Raw genomic sequence first — 21,019 nt, 5'->3', positions numbered from 1 at the left:
AACGGGCTCGACGCAGGCTCCGTCCTGGCGCTAGCTGTTGGCAAAAGGGTGCGCATTCCCCGCGCGCCCGCCAATGCGGGAGGAAAGGCATGGACGCGGCAATCGTCGGCTGGGGGCACACGAAATTCGGGCGCCTGGAAGGGCAGAGCCTGGAGGATCTCATAACCATGGCCGCCGCGGAGGCGCTCGGCGATGCCGGGCTGAGCGGCGCGGATGTCGATGCGGTCTGGCTCGGGCATTTCAACGCGGGCATGGTGGCGGATGGCTTCGCCTCCTCCATGGTGCTGGGCGCGGACGCGGGCATGCGCTTCAAGCCGGCCACGCGCTGCGAGAACGCCTGCGCCTCCGGCTCCGCCGCGCTTTACGCGGCGGTGGACGCGGTGCGGGCCGGGCGGGTGCGCGTGGCGCTGGTGGTGGGGGCGGAGAAGATGACCCATCTCGACACCGCCGCCGTCACCGCGTCATTGGGCTGCGCGAGCTACCAGAAGGAGGAAGCGGGCCGGAGCTTTCCGCAGATCTTCGCCGAATTCGCCTCCGCCTATGCGGAGCGCTTCGGCGATCCGACGGAGGCCATGGCCCGGATCGCGGTGAAGAACCACGCGAACGCGATGCACAACCCGCTGGCGCAGATGCACCGCCCTCTGGAGCTGGACTTCTGCCGCACCGTCTCGAACCGCAACCCGATGATCGCGGCGCCGCTGAAGGTGACGGATTGTTCGCTGGTCTCCGACGGCGCGGCGGCCATCGTGGTGGTGCGCAAGGACATGGTGGGGGAGTTCCGCCGCGCCGTGGGCTTCCGCGCCGCGGTGCAGGTGAACGACTACCTGCCGCTGTCGGCCAAGGACCTGCCGGCCTTCGAGGGCCCGCGCGAGGCGGTGCGACGGGCCTACGAGACCGCCGGCATCACGGTGGACGACCTGGATTTCGCCGAGGTGCATGACTGTTTCACCATCGCGGAGCTGCTGTCGACCGAGGCGCTCGGCCTCGCGCCCGCGGGGGGCGGGCGCGAGATCGTCATCGAGGGGCAGACGGGCCCCGGCGGGCGCCTGCCGGTGAATCTGTCCGGCGGGCTCAAGGCCAAGGGCCACCCGGTGGGCGCCACCGGCGTGTCGATGCACGTGCTCGCCGCGCGCCAGCTCACCGGAGAGGCCGGCGAGATGCAGGCGCCCGGCGCCACCCTCGGCCTTTGCTTCAACATGGGCGGCGGCGCCGTGGCGAACTACGTCTCGGTGCTGGAGCCGCTGCGGGCCTGACCGTGCGCGGCCAGCCATTCCCCGGCGATGTGCAGGTCGGCCTGGGAGAGGCCGTGCCCGGTGGGCAGGACGTGCCGGGTGAGCACGGCGCCCGAGGTTTCCAGATCGACGGCGAGCGCATTGGCGTTCGCCGTCGGGACGATCGGGTCCATCTGACCGGAGATCATCAGCACCGGCGTCGCGGAATGGCCCGGCCGGGGGTTGGCCGCGAAGGGCTTCATCGCCCGCAGCAGCACGGCCCCGGCCAGCACGCCGGGGTGGCGCAGGAGGAGCGAGGCGGCGATGTTCGCCCCGTTCGAGAAGCCCACCGCCACCGGTGCCTCCAGGCCGTGCGCGGCACGCGCGGCGGCGATGAATTCTGCCAGTTCATCGGTGCGGCGGATGAGGTCCGCCTCGTCGAACACGCCTTCGGAGAGCCGGCGGAAGAACCGGGGCATGCCGTTCTCCAGCACGCTGCCGCGCGGCGAGAGCAGGGCGGCACCGGGGGCAAGGGCGCGGCCCAGCGACAGCAGGTCGGTCTCGTCGCCGCCGGTTCCGTGCAGCAGCAGGAGCGGGTCGCGGCCGGGCACCCTGGCCGGTTCGAACCGGTGCGGGCGGGCGAGGATATCGGTGGTCGTGGTCATGGTCTGTCTCCTCAGCACGGGCGGGATCGGGGCGTGCGGCCGCCCCGGGGGAGGGGCGGCGCGGGATGTCAGGCGAGCGCGGGCAGGGCGGCCTCGATCGTCTCGCGGTGGCTCTCGTACTGGCCGGGCAGTTTCAGCGCCGCGCCGAGGCTCGCCACCGGCTCGTCCACCGAGAAGCCCGGATCGTCGGTCGCGATCTCGAACAGCACGCCGCCGGGCTCGCGGAAGTAGACCGAGCGGAAGTAGTTGCGGTCCTTCTGCTCGGTGGTGCGCAGCCCGTGGTTGCGGGCGAGCTTCTCCACCATTTCCGCCTGTCCGGCCTCGTCGGCGCGGAAGGCGACGTGGTGCACGGAGCCGGCGCCCTGGCGGGCCTTGAGGAACTCCCCGGCCGCGTGCAGGTCCACGATGCCGCCCGCCGTGGTGCCCGGCACCGCGAAGCGGCGCAGGCTGCCCTCCTGGCCGATCTCGGCGAAGCCGAACACGTCGGTCAGCACCTCGGCGGTGCGCCCCGCGTCGGCCAGCAGCAGGTTCACGCTGTGGAAGCCGCGGATGGCGTGCTCGGCCGGGATCGCCCCGGTGGACCATGCCGCCTCGCTCTCGATGCCGGGGATGCCGGCGAAGGCCAGGCGCAGCCCGTCCGGGTCGCGGAAGGCGAGGAAGGATTCGCCGAAGCGCTGCACCGGCTTCTCATGGGTCACCCCCTTCTCCACCAGCCGGTGGAGCCAGTAGCCGATCGAGGCCGCCGGCACGCGGAACACCGTCTGCTGCGTCTCGCCGATGCCGCCGCGGCCCGGGGCCGCGTGTTCCCAGGGGAAGAAGGTGAGGATGGTGCCCGGCTGGCCGGTCTCGTCTCCGTAATAGAGGTGATAGGTGCCCGGGTCGTCGAAATTCACGGTTTTCTTGACCAGGCGCAGCCCCAGCACCCCGGAATAGAACTCCAGGTTCCGGCGCGCCGGGCCGGCAATGGCCGTTACGTGATGAATGCCGTTCTTGTGCATCGTCTCTCTCCGTCGCGGGGCGGGATTGCCCGGTGGATGTCATGTAGGCAATATATCCGGCAATGATACCGTAGTGGGATTGCATGTTTGCAATCTACGGGTTGCGAGGGAGAGGACATGGCGGAGGCCTACAGGGACCTGAGCTGGGACGATTTCCGCCTGGTGGGCGCGATCCGGGCGGAGCGCAGCCTGCCGGCGGCGGCGGCGCGCGTGGGCATCGCGCATTCGACGATGTTCCGCCGGCTGGGCCAGATCGAGGAGAGCCTGGGCACGCTGCTGTTCGAGCGGCACCGCTCGGGCTACGTGCCCACCCCGGCGGGCGAGGAGATGGCCGGCGTGGCCGCGGCGATGGAGGAGCGGGTGGCAGGCTTCTCCCGCCGGCTGGCGGGGCAGGAGATCGCGGTGAGCGGGGAGATCCGCGTGACCACAAGCGACACGCTGCTGGTGCATCTGCTCACCCCGCACCTGGCGGCGTTCCGGGCGGCCTGTCCCGGGGTGCGGCTGGACATGGTGCTGGCCAACGCGGCGCTGAACCTGTCGCGGCGCGATGCGGACGTGGCGATCCGCGCCACCGATGCGCCGCCGGAGACGCTGGTGGGACGGCGGGTGGCCCGGCTGGCCTGGGCGCTTTACGGCCCTGCGGAGGCGGCGGTGCCCGCCGATCTCCTCACCGGCTGCGACTGGGTGAGCCTGGAGGACGGGTCCGGGCGCATGAAGGTGGTCAAGCATGTGGAGGCGACGGTGCCGCCGGAGCGTCTCGCCTACCGGGTGAACAGCGTGCTGGGCCTTGCGGAGGCCGTCGCGGCGGGGCTCGGCATCGGCTACCTGCCGTGTTTCATCGCCGACACCCGCCCCGGGCTGCGCCGGCTTGCGGCGCCGGACCCGGATTTCGGCGCCGACCTCTGGCTGCTCACCCACCCCGATCTGCGCCGGGTGCCACGGATCCGTGCGCTGCTCGACCACCTGGCCGAGGCGCTCTCGGGCCAGCGGCGGATGCTGGAGGGGGCCGGCGCAGGAGCGTGAGGGGGGTGCCCGCCTCCGCGCTGGCGGTGCGGGCGAGGGGCGCCGCGTCACACTTGCGTGGCTGCGGGTGCGACTGAGGCCGGAGCTGATGCGGGATTTCCGGCCGGGGCGCGGGCCGGAAGTGCTGCCTTGCCCGTGCGGGGGAGGCCGCGGCCCGCCGTGAGGGGGGCCGCGGCGCGGGGGTGTCAGGCGGCGGGCGGCGCCGGGTCCGGTGCGGGCTCTTTCGGTCGGGCGCCTGGGCGCAGTCGTTCGCGGATGCCCTGGAAGAACACGTAGAGCGGCGGGATGGCGAAGATGCCGAGCAGCGAGGCGAAGATCATCCCGCCGAACACCGGCGTGCCGACCGCGCGCCGGGCCAGCTCGGAGGCGCCGGTCGCGCTCACCAGCGGGTAGAGCCCGAGGATGAAGGCGAGCGAGGTCATCATCACCGGGCGGAAGCGCAGCCGGGCGCCCTCGGCCGCCGCCTCGCGCAGGGGCACGCCGGCCTCGCGCTTTTCCTTGGCGAATTCGACGATCAGGATGCCGTTCTTCGCCGCGAGGCCGATGAGCACCACCATGCCGATCTGGGCATAGAGATCCAGCGGCAGCCCGGCCACCAGCAGCGCGCCGATCGCCCCCATGATCGCCACCGTGACGGAGAGCAGCACCGGCACCGGGATGGTCCAGCTCTCGTAGAGCGCCACCAGGAACAGGAAGGCGAAGAGCACCGCGAGGCCGAGGATGACCGGCAGTGCGCCCTCGGTGCGCTTTTCCTGGAAGGCGGTGTCCGTCCATTCCCCGGAATAGCCGGCGGGCAGGGTGGCGGCGGCGGTCTGCTCCATGGCCGCGAGCGCCTCGCCGGAGGAGATTCCGGGTGCCGGCCCGCCCATCACCGTGACGGCGCGGGCGTTGTTGTAGCGGATGAGCGCCGGCGGCCCGACCACGAGGCGCACCTCCACGAGGCTGCGCAGCGGCACCATCTCGCCGGTCTGAGAGCGCACGTTGATGCGGTAGATGTCGTCGATGGAATCGCGGTCCATGGCCTCGGCCTGCACCTGCACCTGCCAGGTCCGCCCATAGAGGTTCATGTCATTCACGTAGAGCCCGCCGAGCGCGGCCTGCAGCTGGCCGAAGATGTCGGAGATCGCCACGCCCAGGATGCGGGCCTTGTCGCGGTCGATGTCGAGATAGACCGAGGGCGTGGTGGCCGAGTAGGTGGAGAACACCCGGGAGAGGTCCGGGTTCTGGTTCGCCGCCACCACGAGGCCGCGCAGCGCCTGGGCCAGTTCATCGGGCGAGCCGCCGCCCTGGTCCTTCATCATGTAGGTGAAGCCGCCGCCGGTGCCGAGCCCGACGATGGGCGGCGGGGCCAGCGGGGTGACCGATCCGCCGCGGATGCCGGCGAACTGCTTCGCCAGCCGGGCGATGATCGCGGTCGCGCTGCTTTGCGCGCCCGTGCGCTCCTCGAAGGATTTCAGCGTGATCACCGAGAAGCCGGAGCTGGCCTGCGAGTATCCGTCGAGGAAGTTCAGGCCGGAGACGGAGGTCACGTCCTCGATGGCGTCTTCCTGCGCCATGATCGCCTCGGCCTCCCGGATCACCGCGGCGGTGCGCGAGATCGAGGCGCCGTCGGGCAGGCGGTAGACCACGAAGAACCCGCCCTGGTCATCGGAGGGCAGGAAGCCGGTGGGCGTGGCACGCACCAGCCCCCAGATCGCGCCGCCGGCCACCGCGGCCATCAGCAGCCCCACCACCGAGACCCGCACCAGCCGCACCACGATGGCGCCATAGCCGTCGCGCAGCCCGTCGATGCCGCGCATCACCCGGCCCATGATGCCGCGCTTTGGCCCGTGCGAGGGCTTCAGCAGCACGGCGCAGAGCGCCGGCGACAGGGTGAGCGCGTTGATGGCCGAGAGCACCATGGACACGGAGACGGTGACGGCGAACTGGCGGAACAGCTCACCGGAAATGCCCGGGATGAACCCGATCGGCACGAAGACCGACAGCAGCACCAGCGTGATGGCGATGATCGGCGCGGTGATCTCGCGCATCGCCTGCTTGGTGGCCGCGCCGGGGGAGAGGCCGGGGTTCTCCTCCATCACGCGCTCGACGTTCTCCACCACCACGATGGCATCGTCGACCACGATGCCGATGGCGAGCACCAGCGCGAGCAGCGACACCGAGTTCGCCGAATATCCCAGCGCGTTGAGCGCGATGAACGCACCCACCAGGCTCACCGGAACCGCCACCGTGGGCACGATGGTCGCCCGCCAGCTGCCCAGGAACACGAACACCACCAGCACCACGAGGACGAAGGCCTCGATGAGGGTCTTCTGCACTTCCTCGATGGTGGCGGTGACGAAATAGGTGGGGTCGTAGGTGACCTTCCAGTCCATGTCCTCGGGGAAATCCGCGGCCAGGGCGCCCACCTGCGCGCGCACGGAGCCGAGCGCGTCGAGCGCATTCGCGCCCGGGGCCTGGTAGATGGCGACCACCGCGGCGGAGCCGCCGTTGAAGGTGGTGGCACGGTCGAGGTTGGCCGCGCCCAGCTCCACCCGCGCCACGTCGCCCAGCCGCAGCACCGAGCCGTCGGCATTGGTGCGCAGCACGATGGCCTCGAACTCCGCCACCGTGGCCAGCCGGCCCTTGGTGCGCACGTTGAACTGCAGCGCCTGGTCATCGGAGATCGGGCGGGCGCCGATGCGGCCCACCGCGGCCTGCACGTTCTGTGACTGGATGGCTGCGGCGATGTCGGAATTGGTGAGGCCGAGCCCGGTCAGCCGGTCCGTATCGGTCCAGACCCGCATCGCGTAATCCTGCGGGCCCCAGAGCATCGCGTCGCCCACGCCGGGGGTGGAGCGGATCCTGTCGAGCAGGTTGATGGTAACGTAGTTGGACAGGAACAGGGGGTCATGCGTGCCCCGGGGCGAGGAGAAGGACACCACGCCCAGCAGGGCGGAGGATTTCTTCTTCACCGTGACGCCGCTGCGCTGCACCTCGCTGGGCAGCTTGGAGAGCGCCACCTGCACGCGGTTGTTCACGTTCACCGTGTTGATGTCCGGGTCCGTGCCCAGTTCGAAGGACACGGTGAGCGTGTAGGTGCCGTCGTCGCCGCTGACGCTCTTCATGTAGATCGCGTCGGACACGCCGACGACCTGCGCCTCCACCGGCTGGGCCACGGTCTCCTCGACCACCTGCGACGAGGCGCCGGGGTAGAAGGCCGTCACCTGCACCTGCGGCGGCACGATGTCGGGGTACTGCGCCACCGGGATCGACAGCAGCGAGAGCAGCCCGGCGATGGTGGTGACGATCGCGATGACGATGGCAAAGCGCGGGCGATCGACGAAGATGGAGGAGAGCATCGGTCAGGACTTTCCGGCCGGGGCGGCGACCACGGCGACGCCGGGTTGCAGCTTCTCGATGCCGTCGATCACCACCTGGTCGCCCTCCGCGAGCCCGTCCTCGATGACGACGCCGGTGCCGTGCTGGGGGCCGGTCTTCACCCGGGCGCGGTCCGCCTTTCCGTCGGTGACGGTGAAGACGTAGAGCCCGTCCCTGTCCGAGAGCAGGGCCGCCTGCGGGATCACGATCTTCTCCTCCGGGGTCTTCTCCGAGAGGGTGACGGTGATCAGCTCGCCGTCGCGCAGCACGAGATCGGGGTTCGGCATCACCGCCCGGGCGATCACGGTGTCGGTGGAGCGGGAGACGGAGACGTCGATGAAGTCCAGCGTGCCGCTCTGGTCATAGGTGGTGCCGTCGGAGAAGGCGATCTTCACGTCTATGGCCGCGCTGGCGGCGGCGGAGGCATCGCCGCCGGCCACCTGATAGGCGCGCAGCACGCGCTGGCTGATCGGGAAGGTGACGTAGATCGGGTCCTGCGTGACGATGGTGGTGAGCACGCCGCTGTCCGGGCCCACCACGTTGCCCTGCGTCACCGCGGTGCGGCCGATGCGGCCGGAGATCGGGGCGGTGATGTCGGTGTAGCCGAGGTTGATCCGGGCCCGGGCCAGGGCGGCCTGGTCGGAGGTGATGCGGCCGGCGGCCTCGTCGGCGGCGGCCTGGGCCTCGTCGCGCCGGGCGATGGTGCCGGTGTCGCGGTCGGCCAGGGCGGTGGCGCGGTCGAGCTGAACCTGCGCGAGCTTCAGCGCCGCCTGGTCCTGCTGCAGCGTGCCCTCGGCCTGGGTGACCGCGGCGGCGAACTCGTCCTTCTCGATGTGGTAGAGCACGTCTCCGGCCTTCACCGTGGCGCCGTCCTCGAACAGCACCGCCTCGAGAAAGCCGGTCACCCGGGCACGCAGTTCCACGCGCTCCTGCGCCTCGATCCGGCCCACCACGTCCAGCGAGCGTGACACGTCCTGTCTTTCCGCCGCCACCACTGTCACTGAAACCGCCGGGGCGGCGGCCGGCGCCTGGGCTTGCGATGTATCGGCAAGGAGAGAGAGCGAAGAGGCGGAAAGAACAAGGCCAAATATGGCGGAAGTGTGGCGCATACTATTGATCCCCGATTCGTTCAGCCTGACGGATACTTGCAGGCTTTTCGGACAGATGCACGGAGGAGCGCATGATGATCAAGAGTTTTTCCGGGTGTCGTCCAATCTGATCTCCGCTGCGCGGCTCCGGCACCGCGCCGGCTGAAGCGGACTATCGCCCGTCCGGCCCCTGGCCGGGCAGCGCGAGGCAGGGGCCCGGGCCGCGGGCCGACGCGGGACGGGAGCCGTTCTGCAACCCTTGCCCGGCGGCACTGATCCCGCTTCCACTTCCCGCGCTGCGCCGCGCTGTTCCAGGCCAGGCCAGGCCGTGTCGTGTTGTGCCGTGTCGGGCGGCGCCGTGCCGGGCCCGGGCGCAGACGGATGACGCCGCCGCGCGGCAGGGGTCCTTTGCGGTCTGCCCGGGCGGCGGCGCTGTGCACGGAGATCGGGTCACCGGCGCGCGGCGGAGCCGTGGTGCGCGCGCGGTGCCCGGGCCCGCGCGGGGAACCGGGCCCGCGCGGGGAAGCGGCGCGCCGCGCGGGGCGGGCCCCGCGCGCGCCCCGGCGTCAGGCCAGCGGATTCCAGTAGGGCTGCGGCACGGCGGGGGCAGGCGCCTGCGCGGCGCAGAGCGGACCGCCCTTCGAGGTGAGGCAGAGCGTGGTGCCGCGCGGGCCGCAGAAGGCCGGTTTGGTGGGCGTGGCGGAGGGGGTGGCATGGCGCGCGATGCGCCCGCCGTCGGGGGCGAACACGTGCAGCGCGCCGCCGTCCACCCCGGCGATCCAGTAGTTCCCCGCGGCGTCCAGCGCGGCGCCGTCCGGGCGGCCGTCCGTGCCCTCGAAACGCGCGAAGTCCTGCCGGGGGCCAGGCGTGGCGCCGGTGAGCGGCAGGGTCCAGACCCGGCGCACGGTGGGGTGGGAATCCGACAGGTAGAGCCGGCCGCGGCCCAGGTCCGCCGCCAGGCCGTTGGCGGTGGAAAGCCCGCCGAACAGCCGCTCCGCCCCCGCGCCGCGCACCCGGTAGAGCGCGCCCAGCGGCTGGCGCAGGGTGATGTCCATGCTCGCGGCCCAGAGCCGGCCCATGGCGTCGACCGTGGCGTCGTTGAACCGGGTGCCCGGCGCGTCCAGCGCCACGATGCGGGTGAAGGCGCCGCTGGCCGGGGCGAAGGCGAAGACGCCGCTCTCCATGCCCACCGCCGGCGCGCCCGGGCCGGTGAGCACCACGAAGCCCGGTTCCTCCGGCGTGGGCCAGGCACGCGTGGCGCCGCCGGCGCGCGGGGTGCACAGCAGGCGGCGCCCGGCAATGTCCACCCACCAGATGACATCCTGCTCCGGGCACCAGACCGGGCTCTCGCCCAGGTCGGCCCGCGTATCGGTGAGGGCGGCGAAGGCCGGGCCCTGCTGCTGCTCCGCCGCGTCCTGTGCCACCGCGCTCTCCCCCCGCCCGTTTCGCCTGACCGGCCCCGGTGCTGCCCGGGCCCCAGAATTCTGTTGACAGGACAGGCATCGCAAACTCAGTATCCCAACGCAACAAAAATATCAGTTGCACAAAAATCATAATCGAAACCGGGAGGACCACATGACACGCATCATCACCGGGCTTTGCACCGCAACCGCCCTGACGGCCGCGCTGGCCGCCTTCGTGGCGCCGGCATCGGCCCAGACCACGCTGCGCATCGGCACGGTGCTGGCCCCGAGCGACCCGATGGGCCAGGGGCTGGAGAAATTCGCCGCTGACGTGAAGGCCGCCACGAACGGCGCGGTGGAGGTGGACGTGTTCCACAACTCCCAGCTGGGCGACACGACGGAAATGCTGGACCAGGCCCGTGCCGGGGCAAACGTGGGCACGGTGACGGATGTGGCGCGGCTGTCGAGCTTCGTGCCCTCGCTCGCGATCATGTCGGCTCCCTTCCTGTTCGACACCTATGAACAGGCGGACACGTTCGCGGGCTCGGAGGTCTACCTGAGCTGGGGCGCGGAGCTGAAGGAGAAGGCCGGTCTCGTGATGCTGGCCTCCAACTGGTACCAGGGCGCGCGCCAGGCGCTGACCCAGAAGCCGGTGGACACGCCCGCCGACCTTGCCGGCGTGCGCATGCGCACCATCGGCGCGCCGGTGTGGATCGAGACCATCCGCGCCATGGGGGCGGAGCCGACGCCCATCGCCTGGGGCGAGGTGTATTCGGCGCTGCAGCTCGGCACCATCGACGCGGCCGAGGCCCAGCCCACCGCCATCTGGGGCGCCAAGCTCTACGAGGTGATCAAGGACGTGAACCTCACCAACCACATCCAGCTCGTCACCGCGCTGGTGGTGGGGGCGGACGCCTGGGACGAGATCTCGCCGGAAAACCAGAAGATCGTGCGTGAGCTGGCGGTGGAGGACGGCCGCTACGCCTCTGGCCTGACCATCGCGCAGAGCAAGGAGGCGCTGGAGAAGATCGCCGCCGCGGGCGTGACCGTGCGCGAGGTGGACCCGGCGCCGTTCCGCGCCGCGGTGAAATCGGTCTATGCGACGCTCGACCTGGAGAAGGAAGCCGCCGAGGTCGACAAGGTTCTGGGCCGCTGAGCGGACGCGGGGGAGGGGGCACGATGTTCCGACGCATGGAATACGCCGTCGCCGCGGCCTTGCTGGTCGCGGTGGTGGTGCTGATCGGGGCGGCCTCGGTGGCGCGGGTGCGCGGCACGCCGATCATCTGGTCGGTGGAGGTGGCGCAGCTTCTCTTCGCCTGGCTGGCGATGCTGGCCGCCGACCTCGCGCTGCAGGACGGGCGGCACTTCGGCCTCGCGCTGCTGCCCGACCTGCTGCCGCCGGCCGCGCGCCGCTGGCTGCTGGCGCTCAACGGCGTGGTGATCGCCGGGTTGCTGGGCTTCCTGCTGGTCTATGCCTGGCGCAACATGGTGCTGATGCACCCGCGGCTGGTGGGGGCCACGCAGATGCACGGCTCGCTCATCCACGGCTCCATGGTGCTGGGGCTCGCCCTCATGCTGCGCACGATGCTGGCGCAGATCCTCTCCGGCCTGCGCGCGAAGGACACCCGCTGATGCTGCTGCTCATCCTCGCCCTTTTCGTGCTGTTCCTGCTGCTGGGCATGCCGGTGGCCTTCGCGCTGGCGCTCTCGGCCATCCCGGTGTTCGTGCTCACCGGCACCATGCCGCCGACCATCGCCATCCAGAAGATGGTGACGGCGACGCAGAGCTTCCCCCTGCTGGCGGTGCCCTTCTTCATCCTGGCCGGCAACCTGATGAACGCCACCGGCATCACCGAGCGGCTGGTGCGCTTCGCGCGGCTGCTCACCGGCTGGATGGCGGGGGGGCTGGCGCAGGTCTCCATCATCCTGAGCTTCATGATGGGCGGTATCTCCGGCTCCGCCGTGGCGGATGCCTCGATGGAATCGCGCCTGCTCGGGCCCTCGATGATCGCGCAGGGCTATTCGAAGGCGATGACGGCCGCGATCATCGCCTTCGGCTCCATCATCACCGCCACCATCCCGCCCTCGATCGGGCTGATCCTGTTCGGCTTCATCAACGAGGTCTCGATCGGCCGGCTGTTCCTGGCCGGGGTGCTGCCGGGCATCGCCCTCACCCTCATCCTCATGCTCACCACCTGGGTGGTGGCCCGGCGCAACGGCTACATGGCCGATGCCGCGACCCTGCCCTCGGCGCGCGAACTGGGCGCGGCCTTCCTGGAGGCGATCTGGGCGCTGGCCTTCCCGGTGATCCTGATCGTGGGCTTCCGCTTCGGCTTCTTCACCGCCACCGAGGCCGGCGCCTTCCTGGTGGCCTACGCGCTGCTGGTGGGGGTGTTCGTGTACCGCGAACTCACCTGGGCGCGCTTCGTGGACGCGCTGCGCAGCTCGGTGTCCGACCTCGGCATGGTGATGCTGCTGATCATGATGGCCGGGGTGCTGGGCTACGCGGTGACCATCGAGCGCGGGCCGCAGCAGATCACCGAATTCGTCACCTCGCTCACCTCCGACCCCCTGTCGGTGCTGCTGCTGATCGTGGTGCTGCTGGTGGTGAGCGGCATGTTCCTGGAAGGGGCGGCCAACATCCTGCTGGTCACTCCCATCGTGATGCCGGCGCTGGTGCAGGCGGGCTACGACCCGGTGCACATGGGCATCCTCATCGTCACGCTGATCAACTTCGGCGGGCTCACGCCGCCGGTGGGGGTGATCATGTTCACCGTCTGCGGGGTGCTGGACGTGAAGATGGGGGCCTTCACCCGCGCGTCGCTGATCTTCTTCGCGGCGATGCTGATCTTCTTCGCGCTGCTGATCGCGGTGCCCGGCTTGTCGCTTTTCTTGCCCGATACGCTGATGTAAGCCCCACAGCTTCGGCACCCTGACGACCCTGTGGCCGGGAGGCGCAACGTGATGAGCAGAAACCCGTTTTCCACGGGCCAGACGGAAGGCCCGGGGCCGGCGAGCGCGCATGTTCCCGCCTCGGCCCGGGTCTACGAGGCGCTGCGCGGGCGTATCGTGGCGCTGGAACTGCCGCCGGGTTCGGCGCTGGGGCGGGCGGAGATCGCGCAGAGCTTCAACGTGAGCCAGAGCCCGGTGCGCGAGGCGATCCTGCGGCTGGAGCAGGACGGGCTGGTGCTGTCCTACCCGCAGTCGCGCACCCTGGTGACGCGGATCGACCGGGACAGGCTGCGCGAGGAGCACTTCCTGCGCACGGCGGTGGAGGCCGACGTGGCGCGCGCCCTGGCGCTGCAGAGCGACCCGGGCACAGCGGTGAAGCTGCGCGGCATGCTGAAGATGCAGGAGGCGCTGGCCGGCGAGGTGGAGCAGATCGACCTGTTCAAGCAGCTTGACGAGGCTTTCCACGAGGCGCTGTTCGCCGGGGTGAACCAGCTGAACCTGCACCGGCATGTCACCGCGCGCTGCGGGCATCTGGCGCGGGTGCGCTCGCTCGATCTGCCGCGCAAGGGCAAGATGCGCGCGGTGCTCGACGGCCACCGCGCCGTGGTCGAGGCCATCGCGGCGGGAGACGCGGCCGCGGCCTCGGGGGCCATGCGCCTGCATCTTTCCGGCACCATCGAGCGCCTGCCCGAAATCGTGCGCGAGAACGGGGCGTTCTTCACCTGAGCCCCGCTGAGGCCCCCGGTCCTGCGTGATTTCTGGCCCGGTCCGGTTGTCTTTCGCATTTAGTTCAAAGTTTCAGAAAATTTTCTGAGTATTTGATTCAAATTGAGGCCCGCTGCCACGGGGCCGTATCGCCCGGCACAGGGCGACGCGCGGCAAGGCGGTCATGGTGCGGATCGATCCGCAGCCGCGTCCGGGGGTTGCGGCCGTTCGTCGGTCGCAAGCGTTCCTTCCCGGGCACCGGGGCGCGCCGCGTTCCGCGGGGGGCGGAGGCGCCGGACCCGATCCAAGATACCCACATCCCCGCCTGGGCGGTCCCGCCGCATGAACGCACGCATTGCTTGCGTCAATGCAAAAGCCCCTATGACTCAATATGGCGGCCTTCTTGGAGCCCAGTTCAAGAAACCTGTCGTAAAATCGCTCCGCACGAACCGAAGTCGGCCAGACCGCTGCATCGACGCAAGCGGCGGTGCGGTGGTGGAGGGGGTGCGCTCCGTTGATGCCGCTTGCCGGAACCGTCTGTCGACGAGGTTGATCTCGGGGATGGCTCCGACCCCGCAATTTTCGGACCGGCCCTTTCGAAGGGTGCGGAATGTCTCGAAGCCTGCGGGCGCAGCCCCGGCTGCGGTTCCCGTGCGGCAGCGGCCCATCGGTCGCGATCGTCGCTTCCGCGCGGCATGGTCCCTCTCGTTGAGACTGTCGAGCAATTCGCAGGCGCCGTGCCGGGTCACGTCAGGGCCGGGCCGCTGGTCAACGCGCCGGCCCCTCTGGCATGGCCGGGCACCGTGCCGGTGGTGGCCGCCCCGGGGTGAGGGGGGCCGTACCGTCTCTCGTGGCTGCCGCAGGGATGCCCGTGTGGCGCGGGGCGCGGCGCCCCGGTCGCCCGGACCTTTGGCGCATGAGCCCGACCTTTGGTCATCTCCGCTATCCCTGGTGCCAGTCCTTGCTCGCCTTCCGGTGCGGCGGAGCCGGCCTTGCGGATTTCGGAAGCCCCCGGCTGACCATCCGGATAGCGCGGCGAGACATGGATGTACATTCGGTAGACATGCCGAGAATTGATGCAGAAGCAGGGCGCGGAGTATTGATTTCATGACGACGTGAATTTGAGAAACGTGGCCGGGATCGGCCGAATTGGTTCAAACGGAGGAAGACATGAACAGAATACTCATGGCCGCACTGGCCGGGTCCCTGCTGGCTGGTCCCGGTTTCGCCGAGACGACCTGCGGACCGGCATCGACGGGCCCGGCCGCCTATTCCGTGCCGGTGGTCCACTACCGCAGCGCGCAGATCGAGGGCATCAAGGTGTTCTACCGCGAGGCCGGGCCGGCGGACGCCCCGGTGCTGCTGTTGCTGCACGGCTTTCCCACCTCCTCGCACATGTACCGCAACCTGATCCCGCTGCTGGCGGACCGCTACCACGTGATCGCTCCGGATTACCCCGGTTACGGCCAGAGCGATGCGCCCGACCGGGCCAGCTTCGACTATACCTTCACCCATCTCACCGACATCGTGGACGCGCTGGTGACCACGCTCGGCGCCACGCGCTACAGCATGTACGTGATGGATTACGGCGCCCCCGTCGGCTACCGGCTGGCACTCAGGCACCCGGAGCGGGTGGAGACGCTGATCGTGCAGAACGGCAACGCCTACCTGGAGGGGCTGGAGACGTTCTGGGACCCGATCCGGGCCTACTGGACCGAGGGCACGCAGGCCCGGCGCGACGCGCTCAACGGGCTGGTGAGCGCGGAGACGACGGTGTTCCAGTACACCGACGGCATGGGCGACGTCGCCCGCATCAGCCCGGACAACTGGACCGTGGACCAGGCGCTGCTCGACCGGCCGGGCAACCGCGACATCCAGCTCGACCTTCTGTACGACTACCGCACCAACCTGCCGCTCTACCCGGACTTCCAGGCCTTCTTCCGCGAGCGCCAGCCGCCCACGCTGATCGTCTGGGGCAAGAACGATTTCATCTTCCCCGAGCCCGGCGCCCACCCCTACCTGCGCGACCTGCCGAAGGCCGAGCTGCACCTGATCGACAGCGGACATTTCGCGCTGGAGGACAGGCTGGCCGAAATGGCCCCGCTGATCCGGGATTTCCTGGACCGGCAGCTGTGCGACTGAGCCCCCTGACGGACGGAGACCGACGATGACCCCGACCCCCACCGCGAAATCCAGCGTGCTGCCCACCGGCGGCGGCGCCGGGCTGATGAACCCGGCCGACACGCTGGTGCTGCTGCTCGACCACCAGTCCGGCCTGTTCCAGACGGTGAAGGACATCCCGGTCGCCGACCTGCGGCGCAACGTGGAGATGATCGCCCGGCTGTGCACGCTGCTGGGCATCCCGGTGATCACCACCGCCTCCGAGCCCCGGGGCAGCAACGGGCCGCTGATGCCCGAGATCCACCGCTACGCGCCGCATGCCGTCTACGTGCCGCGCAAGGGCGAGGTGAACGCCTGGGACAACGCCGACTTCGTGGCGCAGGTCGCCTCCACCGGGCGCAGGACGCTGGTGATGGCCGGCGTCTGGACCAGTGTCTGCGTGATGTTTCCCGCGCTCGACGCGCGGATCGCGGGCTATGATGTCTATGCCGTCATCGATGCGTCGGGCGATCCGAGCGAGCTGGCCTCGCGCACCTCGCTCGCGCGCTTCGTGCAGGGCGGCGTGAAACCGACCTCGACCAACGCGCTCCTGTCGGAACTCCACCGCACCTGGGCGCGGCCGGAAGCGGCCGGACTGGCCCGGCTCTACGGCCTCGTCGCGCCGAATTACGCGGCGGTAGCCGAGAGCTTCGAGGCTGCCAGCAAGGCCTCCGCGGAGGCGCAGGGACAGTGAGAGGGGAGACGCAGCAATGCCCTACGGATTTCTCGATATCGCGGCCACGCCCGCCGTGCGCGCCGTGCAGGCCGAGATGGGCGTGGCCCGGCAGTGGGAGACGGCCGGAAAGGACCGGGCCTCGGACCGCTTCACCGCCGCCGAGGAGGCGTTCATCGCGCAGCGCGACAGTTTCTACATCGGCTCCGTGTCGGAGACCGGCTGGCCCTACGTGCAGCACCGCGGCGGGCCGGCGGGCTTCCTGAAGCTGGTCGACGACCGGACGCTGGGCTTCGCCGACTACCGCGGCAACCGCCAGTACATCAGCACGGGAAATGTCACCGCGAACTCCCGGGCCTGCCTGATCCTGGTGGACTATCCACGGCGTGCCCGGCTCAAGATCTACGCCCATGTCGAGGTGCTGGCCCCCGGGGCGGAGCCGGAGTTCGCCGCGCGCCTGGCGGATGCCGCCTACGGGGCGAAGACCGAGCGGCTGTTCCGGCTGCGCCTCGCGGCCTTCGACTGGAACTGCCCGCAGCACATCACCCCGCGCTTCACCGAGCAGGAGGTGGCCCGGGCCGTCCGCCCCCTGCATGAGCGCATCGCCGCGCTGGAGGCCGAACTGGCGGCACTGCGCGCCCGGCCCGACGACGCATGAAGGACACATGATGGACACGCCCCGCCCGCCCCTGCCGCCGTTCACCCCGGAGACCGCCGCCGCGAAGGTGCGCCTCGCGGAGGATGGCTGGAACAGCCGCGACCCCGCCCGGGTGGCGCTGGCCTACACCCCCGACAGCCGCTGGCGGAACCGCGCCGAGTTCGTGACCGGCCGCGATGCCATCATCGCCTTTCTCACCCGGAAATGGCAGCGCGAGCTGGATTACCGGCTGATCAAGGAGCTCTGGGCCGTCACGGACACCCGCATCGCCGTGCGCTTCGCCTATGAATGGCATGACGACAGCGGCACCTGGTTCCGCTCCTACGGCAACGAGAACTGGGAGTTCGACGCGGCCGGCCTGATGCACAGCCGCTTCGCCTGCATCAACGACGCGCCCATCGCCGAAGCCGACCGCCGCTTCCGCTGGCCCCTCGGCCGGCGCCCCGACGACCACCCCGGCCTCAGCGCCCTCGGCCTTTAGGCGGGGCGGGACCGGCATCGCGGCACCGGGGAGGCGATGTCGGTCCGGTGGGGACGCTCGTCGCTCACGGGGCGGATGAGTGGGGCCGGTGCCGCGAGGTGCGGACGGGCTGGCTGCGGGGGCAGGGCGCGCGGCCTGCCTTTTGTCTGTGTTTTCCGGCTGATGGTCTTGCCGCAATCGCCCTTCGTCGGGATAGGCGTCCGGCGGGGCGGACGCTAGAATGGGCTCCCGGCGCGGGCGTGCGCGGCGAAGGCAGTGACAACGGGGGCGGGGTCGAACAAGATCGGGTCCGTTACGTGTCTCCGCCCTTCCCGCGCCGAAGGCGCATCCTGTCCCGCGCCCGAGGCGCAGCTTACCCCGCGCCGCAGGCGCAGGTCACCCGGCGCCGCGGGCGCACTCCGTCTCGCGCCGCCGGGCGCAGTTTACCTTGTCACGCCCGGGCGCAAGTCGGCCGCCTACTCCAGAGATCCCCCGTGAACCCAGACCCGTTGCCCGAAGCCGCCCCCGACACCAGCGCCCCGCCTCCCGGGGCGGAGGCCGCGCATCTGCGCGGGTTCCTCGAGGATGTCGAGCAGCTCACCCGCCTCTCCCACATCTGGCGCGACATGGATGCCACCTCGATCGCGCAGAGCGTGCTGGACACGCTGCTGGACATGCTGGAGCTGGATTTCGTCGGGCTGCGCTTCGCGCAGACACCGCATGTCTTCACCCGCATCGGCGGCGCCTTCCACACGGCGGCGGCGCGGGGGGAGCTGATGGAGGCGGTGCAGGACTGGCTGGCGCGCGCGCCCCGGGACCGGCCGGAGCAGATCCGGGTGGGGGAGCGGGCGCTGTCGCTCGTGGCGCTGGAGCTCGGCGAGATCGCCAGCATGGGGCTGCTGCTGGCCGGCGCGCTGCGCGCGGATTTTCCCGGGCGCACGGAGCGGATGACGCTCACGCTCGCCGCCGCCCATGCCAGCCTTGCCTGCCGCGAGCTGCGCGACCTCGCCAGCCGCCCGACACCGGAGGACCCGCGCGCCCCCCGACCGTCCGGCGAGGCGCTGGCGCAGAGCGAATGGCAGCTGAACTTGGCGATCAACTCGATTCCCGCCCTGGTGTGGTCCACCACGCCGGACGGGATGCTGGATTTCTCCAACCAGCACCTGCTGGATTTCGTGGGCCTCACCTTCGAGGACATCCGGGGGCTGGGCTATTGCCAGATCTACCACCCGGACGACCTGCCGGTTCTGCTGGACGCCTGGCAGGACATCATGAGCCAGCGGCGCGGCCGTGAGGTGGAGGGCCGGATCCGCCGCCATGACGGCGTGTACGAGTGGTTCGCCCTGCGCCAGAAGCCGCTGCTGGACGCGCAGGGCAACGTGGTGAAATGGTACGGCGCCTTCATCAACATCGATGACCGCAAGCGCGCGGAGGACGCCCTGCTGGAGGCCAAGCGCGCGCTGGTGGCCAGCGAGGCGAACCTGGAGCTGCTGATCAACTCGCTGCCCGTCCTCGTCTGGTCGGCGCGCCCGGACGGCAGCGCCGATTACGTGAACCAGCGCTGGCTCGACTATGCCGGGCTGCCCCCGGACCGGATCCTGGAGTGGGATTTCCTGAAGATCTATCACCCCGACGACGTGCCGCGCATGATGAAGGTCTGGCAGCATGACCTCGCACATGCGCAGGAGCACCACAACACCGGCCGGATTCTCGGCGCGGACGGGCAGTACCGCTGGTTCTACTTCAGGGGCCGCAAACTCACCGATGCGCATGGCGTGACGCGCTGGTTCGGGGCGAACATCGACATCGAGGACCTGCGGCGCGCCGAGGACGCGCTGAAGGCCGGCGAGACGGCGTTGCGCGAGAGCGAGCGTCGGCTGCAGCAGATCGTCTCCTCCATCCCCGGGCTGGCCTGGTCCTCGGACCGCAGCGGCGCCACGACGTTCTGGAGCCGGCAGTACCTCGACTACACCGGGCTCACCAGCGAGGAGGTGCTGGGCTGGGGCTTTCTCGACCACATCCACCCGGAGGACCGCGAGCACCTGTTGGATGTCTGGGCCAATGCGCTGAAGACCGGCGCGCCGGGGGAGGCCGAGGGCCGGCTGCGGCGGGCGGACGGGCAGTACCGCTGGTTCCTGATCCGCGCCAGCCCCTTCTTCGACGGCGCCGGCAACCTCACCCAGTGGTTCGGGGTCAACATCGACATCGAGAACCGCAAGCGGACGGAGGAGGACCTGCAACGCAGCCGCGCCGAGCTGGCGCATGTGACGCGGATGATGACCATGGGCGAGCTGGCGGTATCGATCGCGCATGAGGTGAACCAGCCGCTGATGGCGATCGTGACCAACGCGAGCGCCTGCCTGCGCTGGCTCAGCGACGACCGGCTGGACCTCGCCCTGGCGCGCGACGCGGTCGCGCGCATCGTGGAGGACGGGCACCGGGCGGGAGCGTTCGTCTCCAGCATCCGCGCGATGGCGCGCAAGTCCGCGCCGCGGATGGACCCGGTGGACCTGCAGGAGGTGATCCTGGGCGTGCTCGACATCCTGCGCGGCGAGCTGACCCGGCGCGGGGTGAGCTGGAAGACCGAATTCTCCCCGGACATGCGGGCGGTGCGCGGCGACGGCACCCAGCTTCAGCAGGTGATCCTCAACCTCATCATGAACGGCGTGGAGGCAATGGCGGACGTGGACAAGGCGCTGCGGCACCTGACCATCCGCACCGGCATGACACAGGGCTGCGCGCTGGTCAGCGTGGCCGACAGCGGCACCGGCCTCGGGCCCGACAGCCCCGACCGGCTGTTCGAGGCCTTCTTCACCACCAAGCCGGAGGGCATCGGGATGGGTCTGTCGATCTGCCGGTCGATCGTGGAGGCGCATGGCGGGCGCATCTGGGCGCGCAACACGCCGCCGCGGGGAAGCGTGTTCAGCTTCACCCTGGCGCCGCTCGAGGGAGGCTGCGCCGATGCCCCGGCCCGCTGAGGACTGCGCGGCGACGGTCGTGGTGATCGACGATGACCAGGGCGTGCGCGATGCGCTGTGCCGGCTGTTCCGCTCGGTGGGGCTGGTGTCGCAGGGCTATGGCTCGGTGCAGGCCTGGCTCGACGCCGCCCCGCCGGCCCAGGCGAGCTGCATCGTGCTGGACATCCGCCTGCCCGGCGCCAGCGGCCTGGAGTTCCTGGAAACCCTGGCGCGCGGCGGCGGCGCGCAATCCGTGGTGCTGATCAGCGCCCATGTCGACGTGCAGATGGCCGTGCGCGCGATGAAGGCGGGGGCGATCGACGTGCTCACCAAGCCGGTGCGCGAGCAGGACCTGCTGGAGGCGGTGAACCGCGCCCTCGCCCAGGACATCCTGCGCCGGGCGGAGGCGGAGCGCAGCGCCGCCCTGCGCGCGCGCTACGAGACGCTGACGGAGCGCGAGCGGCAGGTGATGGCGCTTGTCGCCGCCGGGCTGCTGAACAAGCAGATCGCGGCGAGCGTGGGCCTGAGCGAGGCGACGGTGAAGCTTCACCGCGGCCAGGCGATGCGCAAGATGGAAGCCGCCTCCGTGCCCGATCTGGTGCGGATGGTGGACCTGCTGGCCGAGGACCCGGCCAACAGGTGACAGGAACATGATCCTCCGGGCGGCCCTCCGCGGGTGATCGGCCTCTCCCCTCGCGGTCGCGCGG

The 21,019-nt window shown here is 70.5% G+C and carries 17 protein-coding genes; 12 read left to right on the top strand and 5 right to left on the bottom strand.

Features of this window, described 5'->3' with window-relative positions:
* Positions 1–89 precede the first annotated feature (89 nt).
* Positions 90–1,253 (top strand): acetyl-CoA acetyltransferase, encoded by a 1,164-nt coding sequence (locus tag FDP22_RS21055; protein ID WP_138576145.1) that lies wholly within the window; start codon positions 90–92, stop codon positions 1,251–1,253.
* Here FDP22_RS21055 and FDP22_RS21050 read toward each other — a convergent pair.
* Positions 1,220–1,876, bottom strand: a complete 657-nt coding sequence (locus FDP22_RS21050; RefSeq protein ID WP_138576144.1) for an alpha/beta hydrolase — start codon at positions 1,874–1,876, stop codon at positions 1,220–1,222. The genes FDP22_RS21055 and FDP22_RS21050 overlap by 34 nt on opposite strands.
* A gap of 68 nt (positions 1,877–1,944) precedes the next feature.
* A complete protein-coding gene (locus tag FDP22_RS21045) occupies positions 1,945–2,874 on the bottom strand; it encodes a ring-cleaving dioxygenase (RefSeq protein WP_138576143.1) in 930 nt (309 codons plus the stop codon).
* A gap of 117 nt (positions 2,875–2,991) precedes the next feature.
* Between FDP22_RS21045 and FDP22_RS21040 the strand changes: the two genes are divergently transcribed.
* The gene (locus tag FDP22_RS21040; protein WP_138576142.1) at positions 2,992–3,897 is read left to right on the top strand and encodes a LysR family transcriptional regulator; all 906 of its coding nucleotides are present in this window, start codon (positions 2,992–2,994) and stop codon (positions 3,895–3,897) included.
* Positions 3,898–4,082: 185 nt separating this feature from the next.
* On the opposite strand, the gene FDP22_RS21035 is transcribed toward FDP22_RS21040, so the two are convergent.
* From FDP22_RS21035 to FDP22_RS21025, 3 genes are all read right to left on the bottom strand, one after another.
* Positions 4,083–7,238, bottom strand: coding sequence for an efflux RND transporter permease subunit (locus FDP22_RS21035; protein WP_138576141.1), 3,156 nt, complete (start codon positions 7,236–7,238; stop codon positions 4,083–4,085).
* Between the two features lie 3 nt (positions 7,239–7,241).
* Positions 7,242–8,228 carry an efflux RND transporter periplasmic adaptor subunit gene (locus FDP22_RS21030; RefSeq protein WP_239032012.1) on the bottom strand — a complete coding sequence of 329 codons (987 nt, stop codon included), beginning with the start codon at positions 8,226–8,228 and terminating at the stop codon, positions 7,242–7,244.
* A gap of 683 nt (positions 8,229–8,911) precedes the next feature.
* Positions 8,912–9,769 carry an SMP-30/gluconolactonase/LRE family protein gene (locus FDP22_RS21025; protein WP_170317825.1) on the bottom strand — a complete coding sequence of 286 codons (858 nt, stop codon included), beginning with the start codon at positions 9,767–9,769 and terminating at the stop codon, positions 8,912–8,914.
* A 151-nt stretch (positions 9,770–9,920) separates the two neighbouring features.
* On the opposite strand from FDP22_RS21025, the gene FDP22_RS21020 reads away from it, so the two are divergent.
* The 10 genes from FDP22_RS21020 (at position 9,921) to FDP22_RS20975 (ending at position 20,955) form a co-directional block, all read left to right on the top strand.
* The gene (locus tag FDP22_RS21020) at positions 9,921–10,904 is read left to right on the top strand and encodes a C4-dicarboxylate TRAP transporter substrate-binding protein (protein ID WP_138576138.1); all 984 of its coding nucleotides are present in this window, start codon (positions 9,921–9,923) and stop codon (positions 10,902–10,904) included.
* Positions 10,905–10,927: 23 nt separating this feature from the next.
* Positions 10,928–11,380 (top strand): TRAP transporter small permease subunit, encoded by a 453-nt coding sequence (locus FDP22_RS21015; RefSeq protein ID WP_138576137.1) that lies wholly within the window; start codon positions 10,928–10,930, stop codon positions 11,378–11,380.
* Positions 11,380–12,660 carry a TRAP transporter large permease gene (locus FDP22_RS21010; protein ID WP_138576136.1) on the top strand — a complete coding sequence of 427 codons (1,281 nt, stop codon included), beginning with the start codon at positions 11,380–11,382 and terminating at the stop codon, positions 12,658–12,660. The genes FDP22_RS21015 and FDP22_RS21010 overlap by 1 nt, the downstream gene beginning before the upstream one ends.
* Positions 12,661–12,711: 51 nt before the next feature.
* Positions 12,712–13,425: a GntR family transcriptional regulator gene (locus tag FDP22_RS21005; RefSeq protein ID WP_138576135.1), complete on the top strand. Its 714-nt coding sequence runs from the start codon at positions 12,712–12,714 to the stop codon at positions 13,423–13,425.
* Between the two features lie 1,149 nt (positions 13,426–14,574).
* On the top strand, positions 14,575–15,546 hold the full coding sequence (locus FDP22_RS21000) for an alpha/beta fold hydrolase (RefSeq protein ID WP_138576134.1): 972 nt from the start codon (positions 14,575–14,577) through the stop codon (positions 15,544–15,546).
* Between the two features lie 25 nt (positions 15,547–15,571).
* Positions 15,572–16,258 (top strand): isochorismatase family protein, encoded by a 687-nt coding sequence (locus FDP22_RS20995; RefSeq protein WP_138576133.1) that lies wholly within the window; start codon positions 15,572–15,574, stop codon positions 16,256–16,258.
* A 16-nt stretch (positions 16,259–16,274) separates the two neighbouring features.
* Positions 16,275–16,895 (top strand): pyridoxamine 5'-phosphate oxidase family protein, encoded by a 621-nt coding sequence (locus tag FDP22_RS20990; RefSeq protein ID WP_138576132.1) that lies wholly within the window; start codon positions 16,275–16,277, stop codon positions 16,893–16,895.
* A 10-nt stretch (positions 16,896–16,905) separates the two neighbouring features.
* Positions 16,906–17,376 (top strand): nuclear transport factor 2 family protein, encoded by a 471-nt coding sequence (locus FDP22_RS20985; protein ID WP_170317836.1) that lies wholly within the window; start codon positions 16,906–16,908, stop codon positions 17,374–17,376.
* Positions 17,377–17,849: 473 nt separating this feature from the next.
* Positions 17,850–20,333, top strand: a complete 2,484-nt coding sequence (locus tag FDP22_RS20980) for a PAS domain-containing sensor histidine kinase (RefSeq protein WP_239032011.1) — start codon at positions 17,850–17,852, stop codon at positions 20,331–20,333.
* Positions 20,317–20,955, top strand: a complete 639-nt coding sequence (locus FDP22_RS20975; RefSeq protein ID WP_138576130.1) for a response regulator transcription factor — start codon at positions 20,317–20,319, stop codon at positions 20,953–20,955. Before FDP22_RS20980 ends, FDP22_RS20975 begins: the two co-directional genes overlap by 17 nt.
* Positions 20,956–21,019 lie beyond the last annotated feature (64 nt).

The sequence above is a fragment of the Paroceanicella profunda genome, from assembly GCF_005887635.2.
In the GTDB taxonomy this organism is placed as follows: Bacteria; Pseudomonadota; Alphaproteobacteria; order Rhodobacterales; family Rhodobacteraceae; genus Paroceanicella; species Paroceanicella profunda.
The sequence above is the reverse complement of the archived record's forward strand: the minus strand, read 5'-3'. Positions and strand labels throughout refer to the sequence as shown.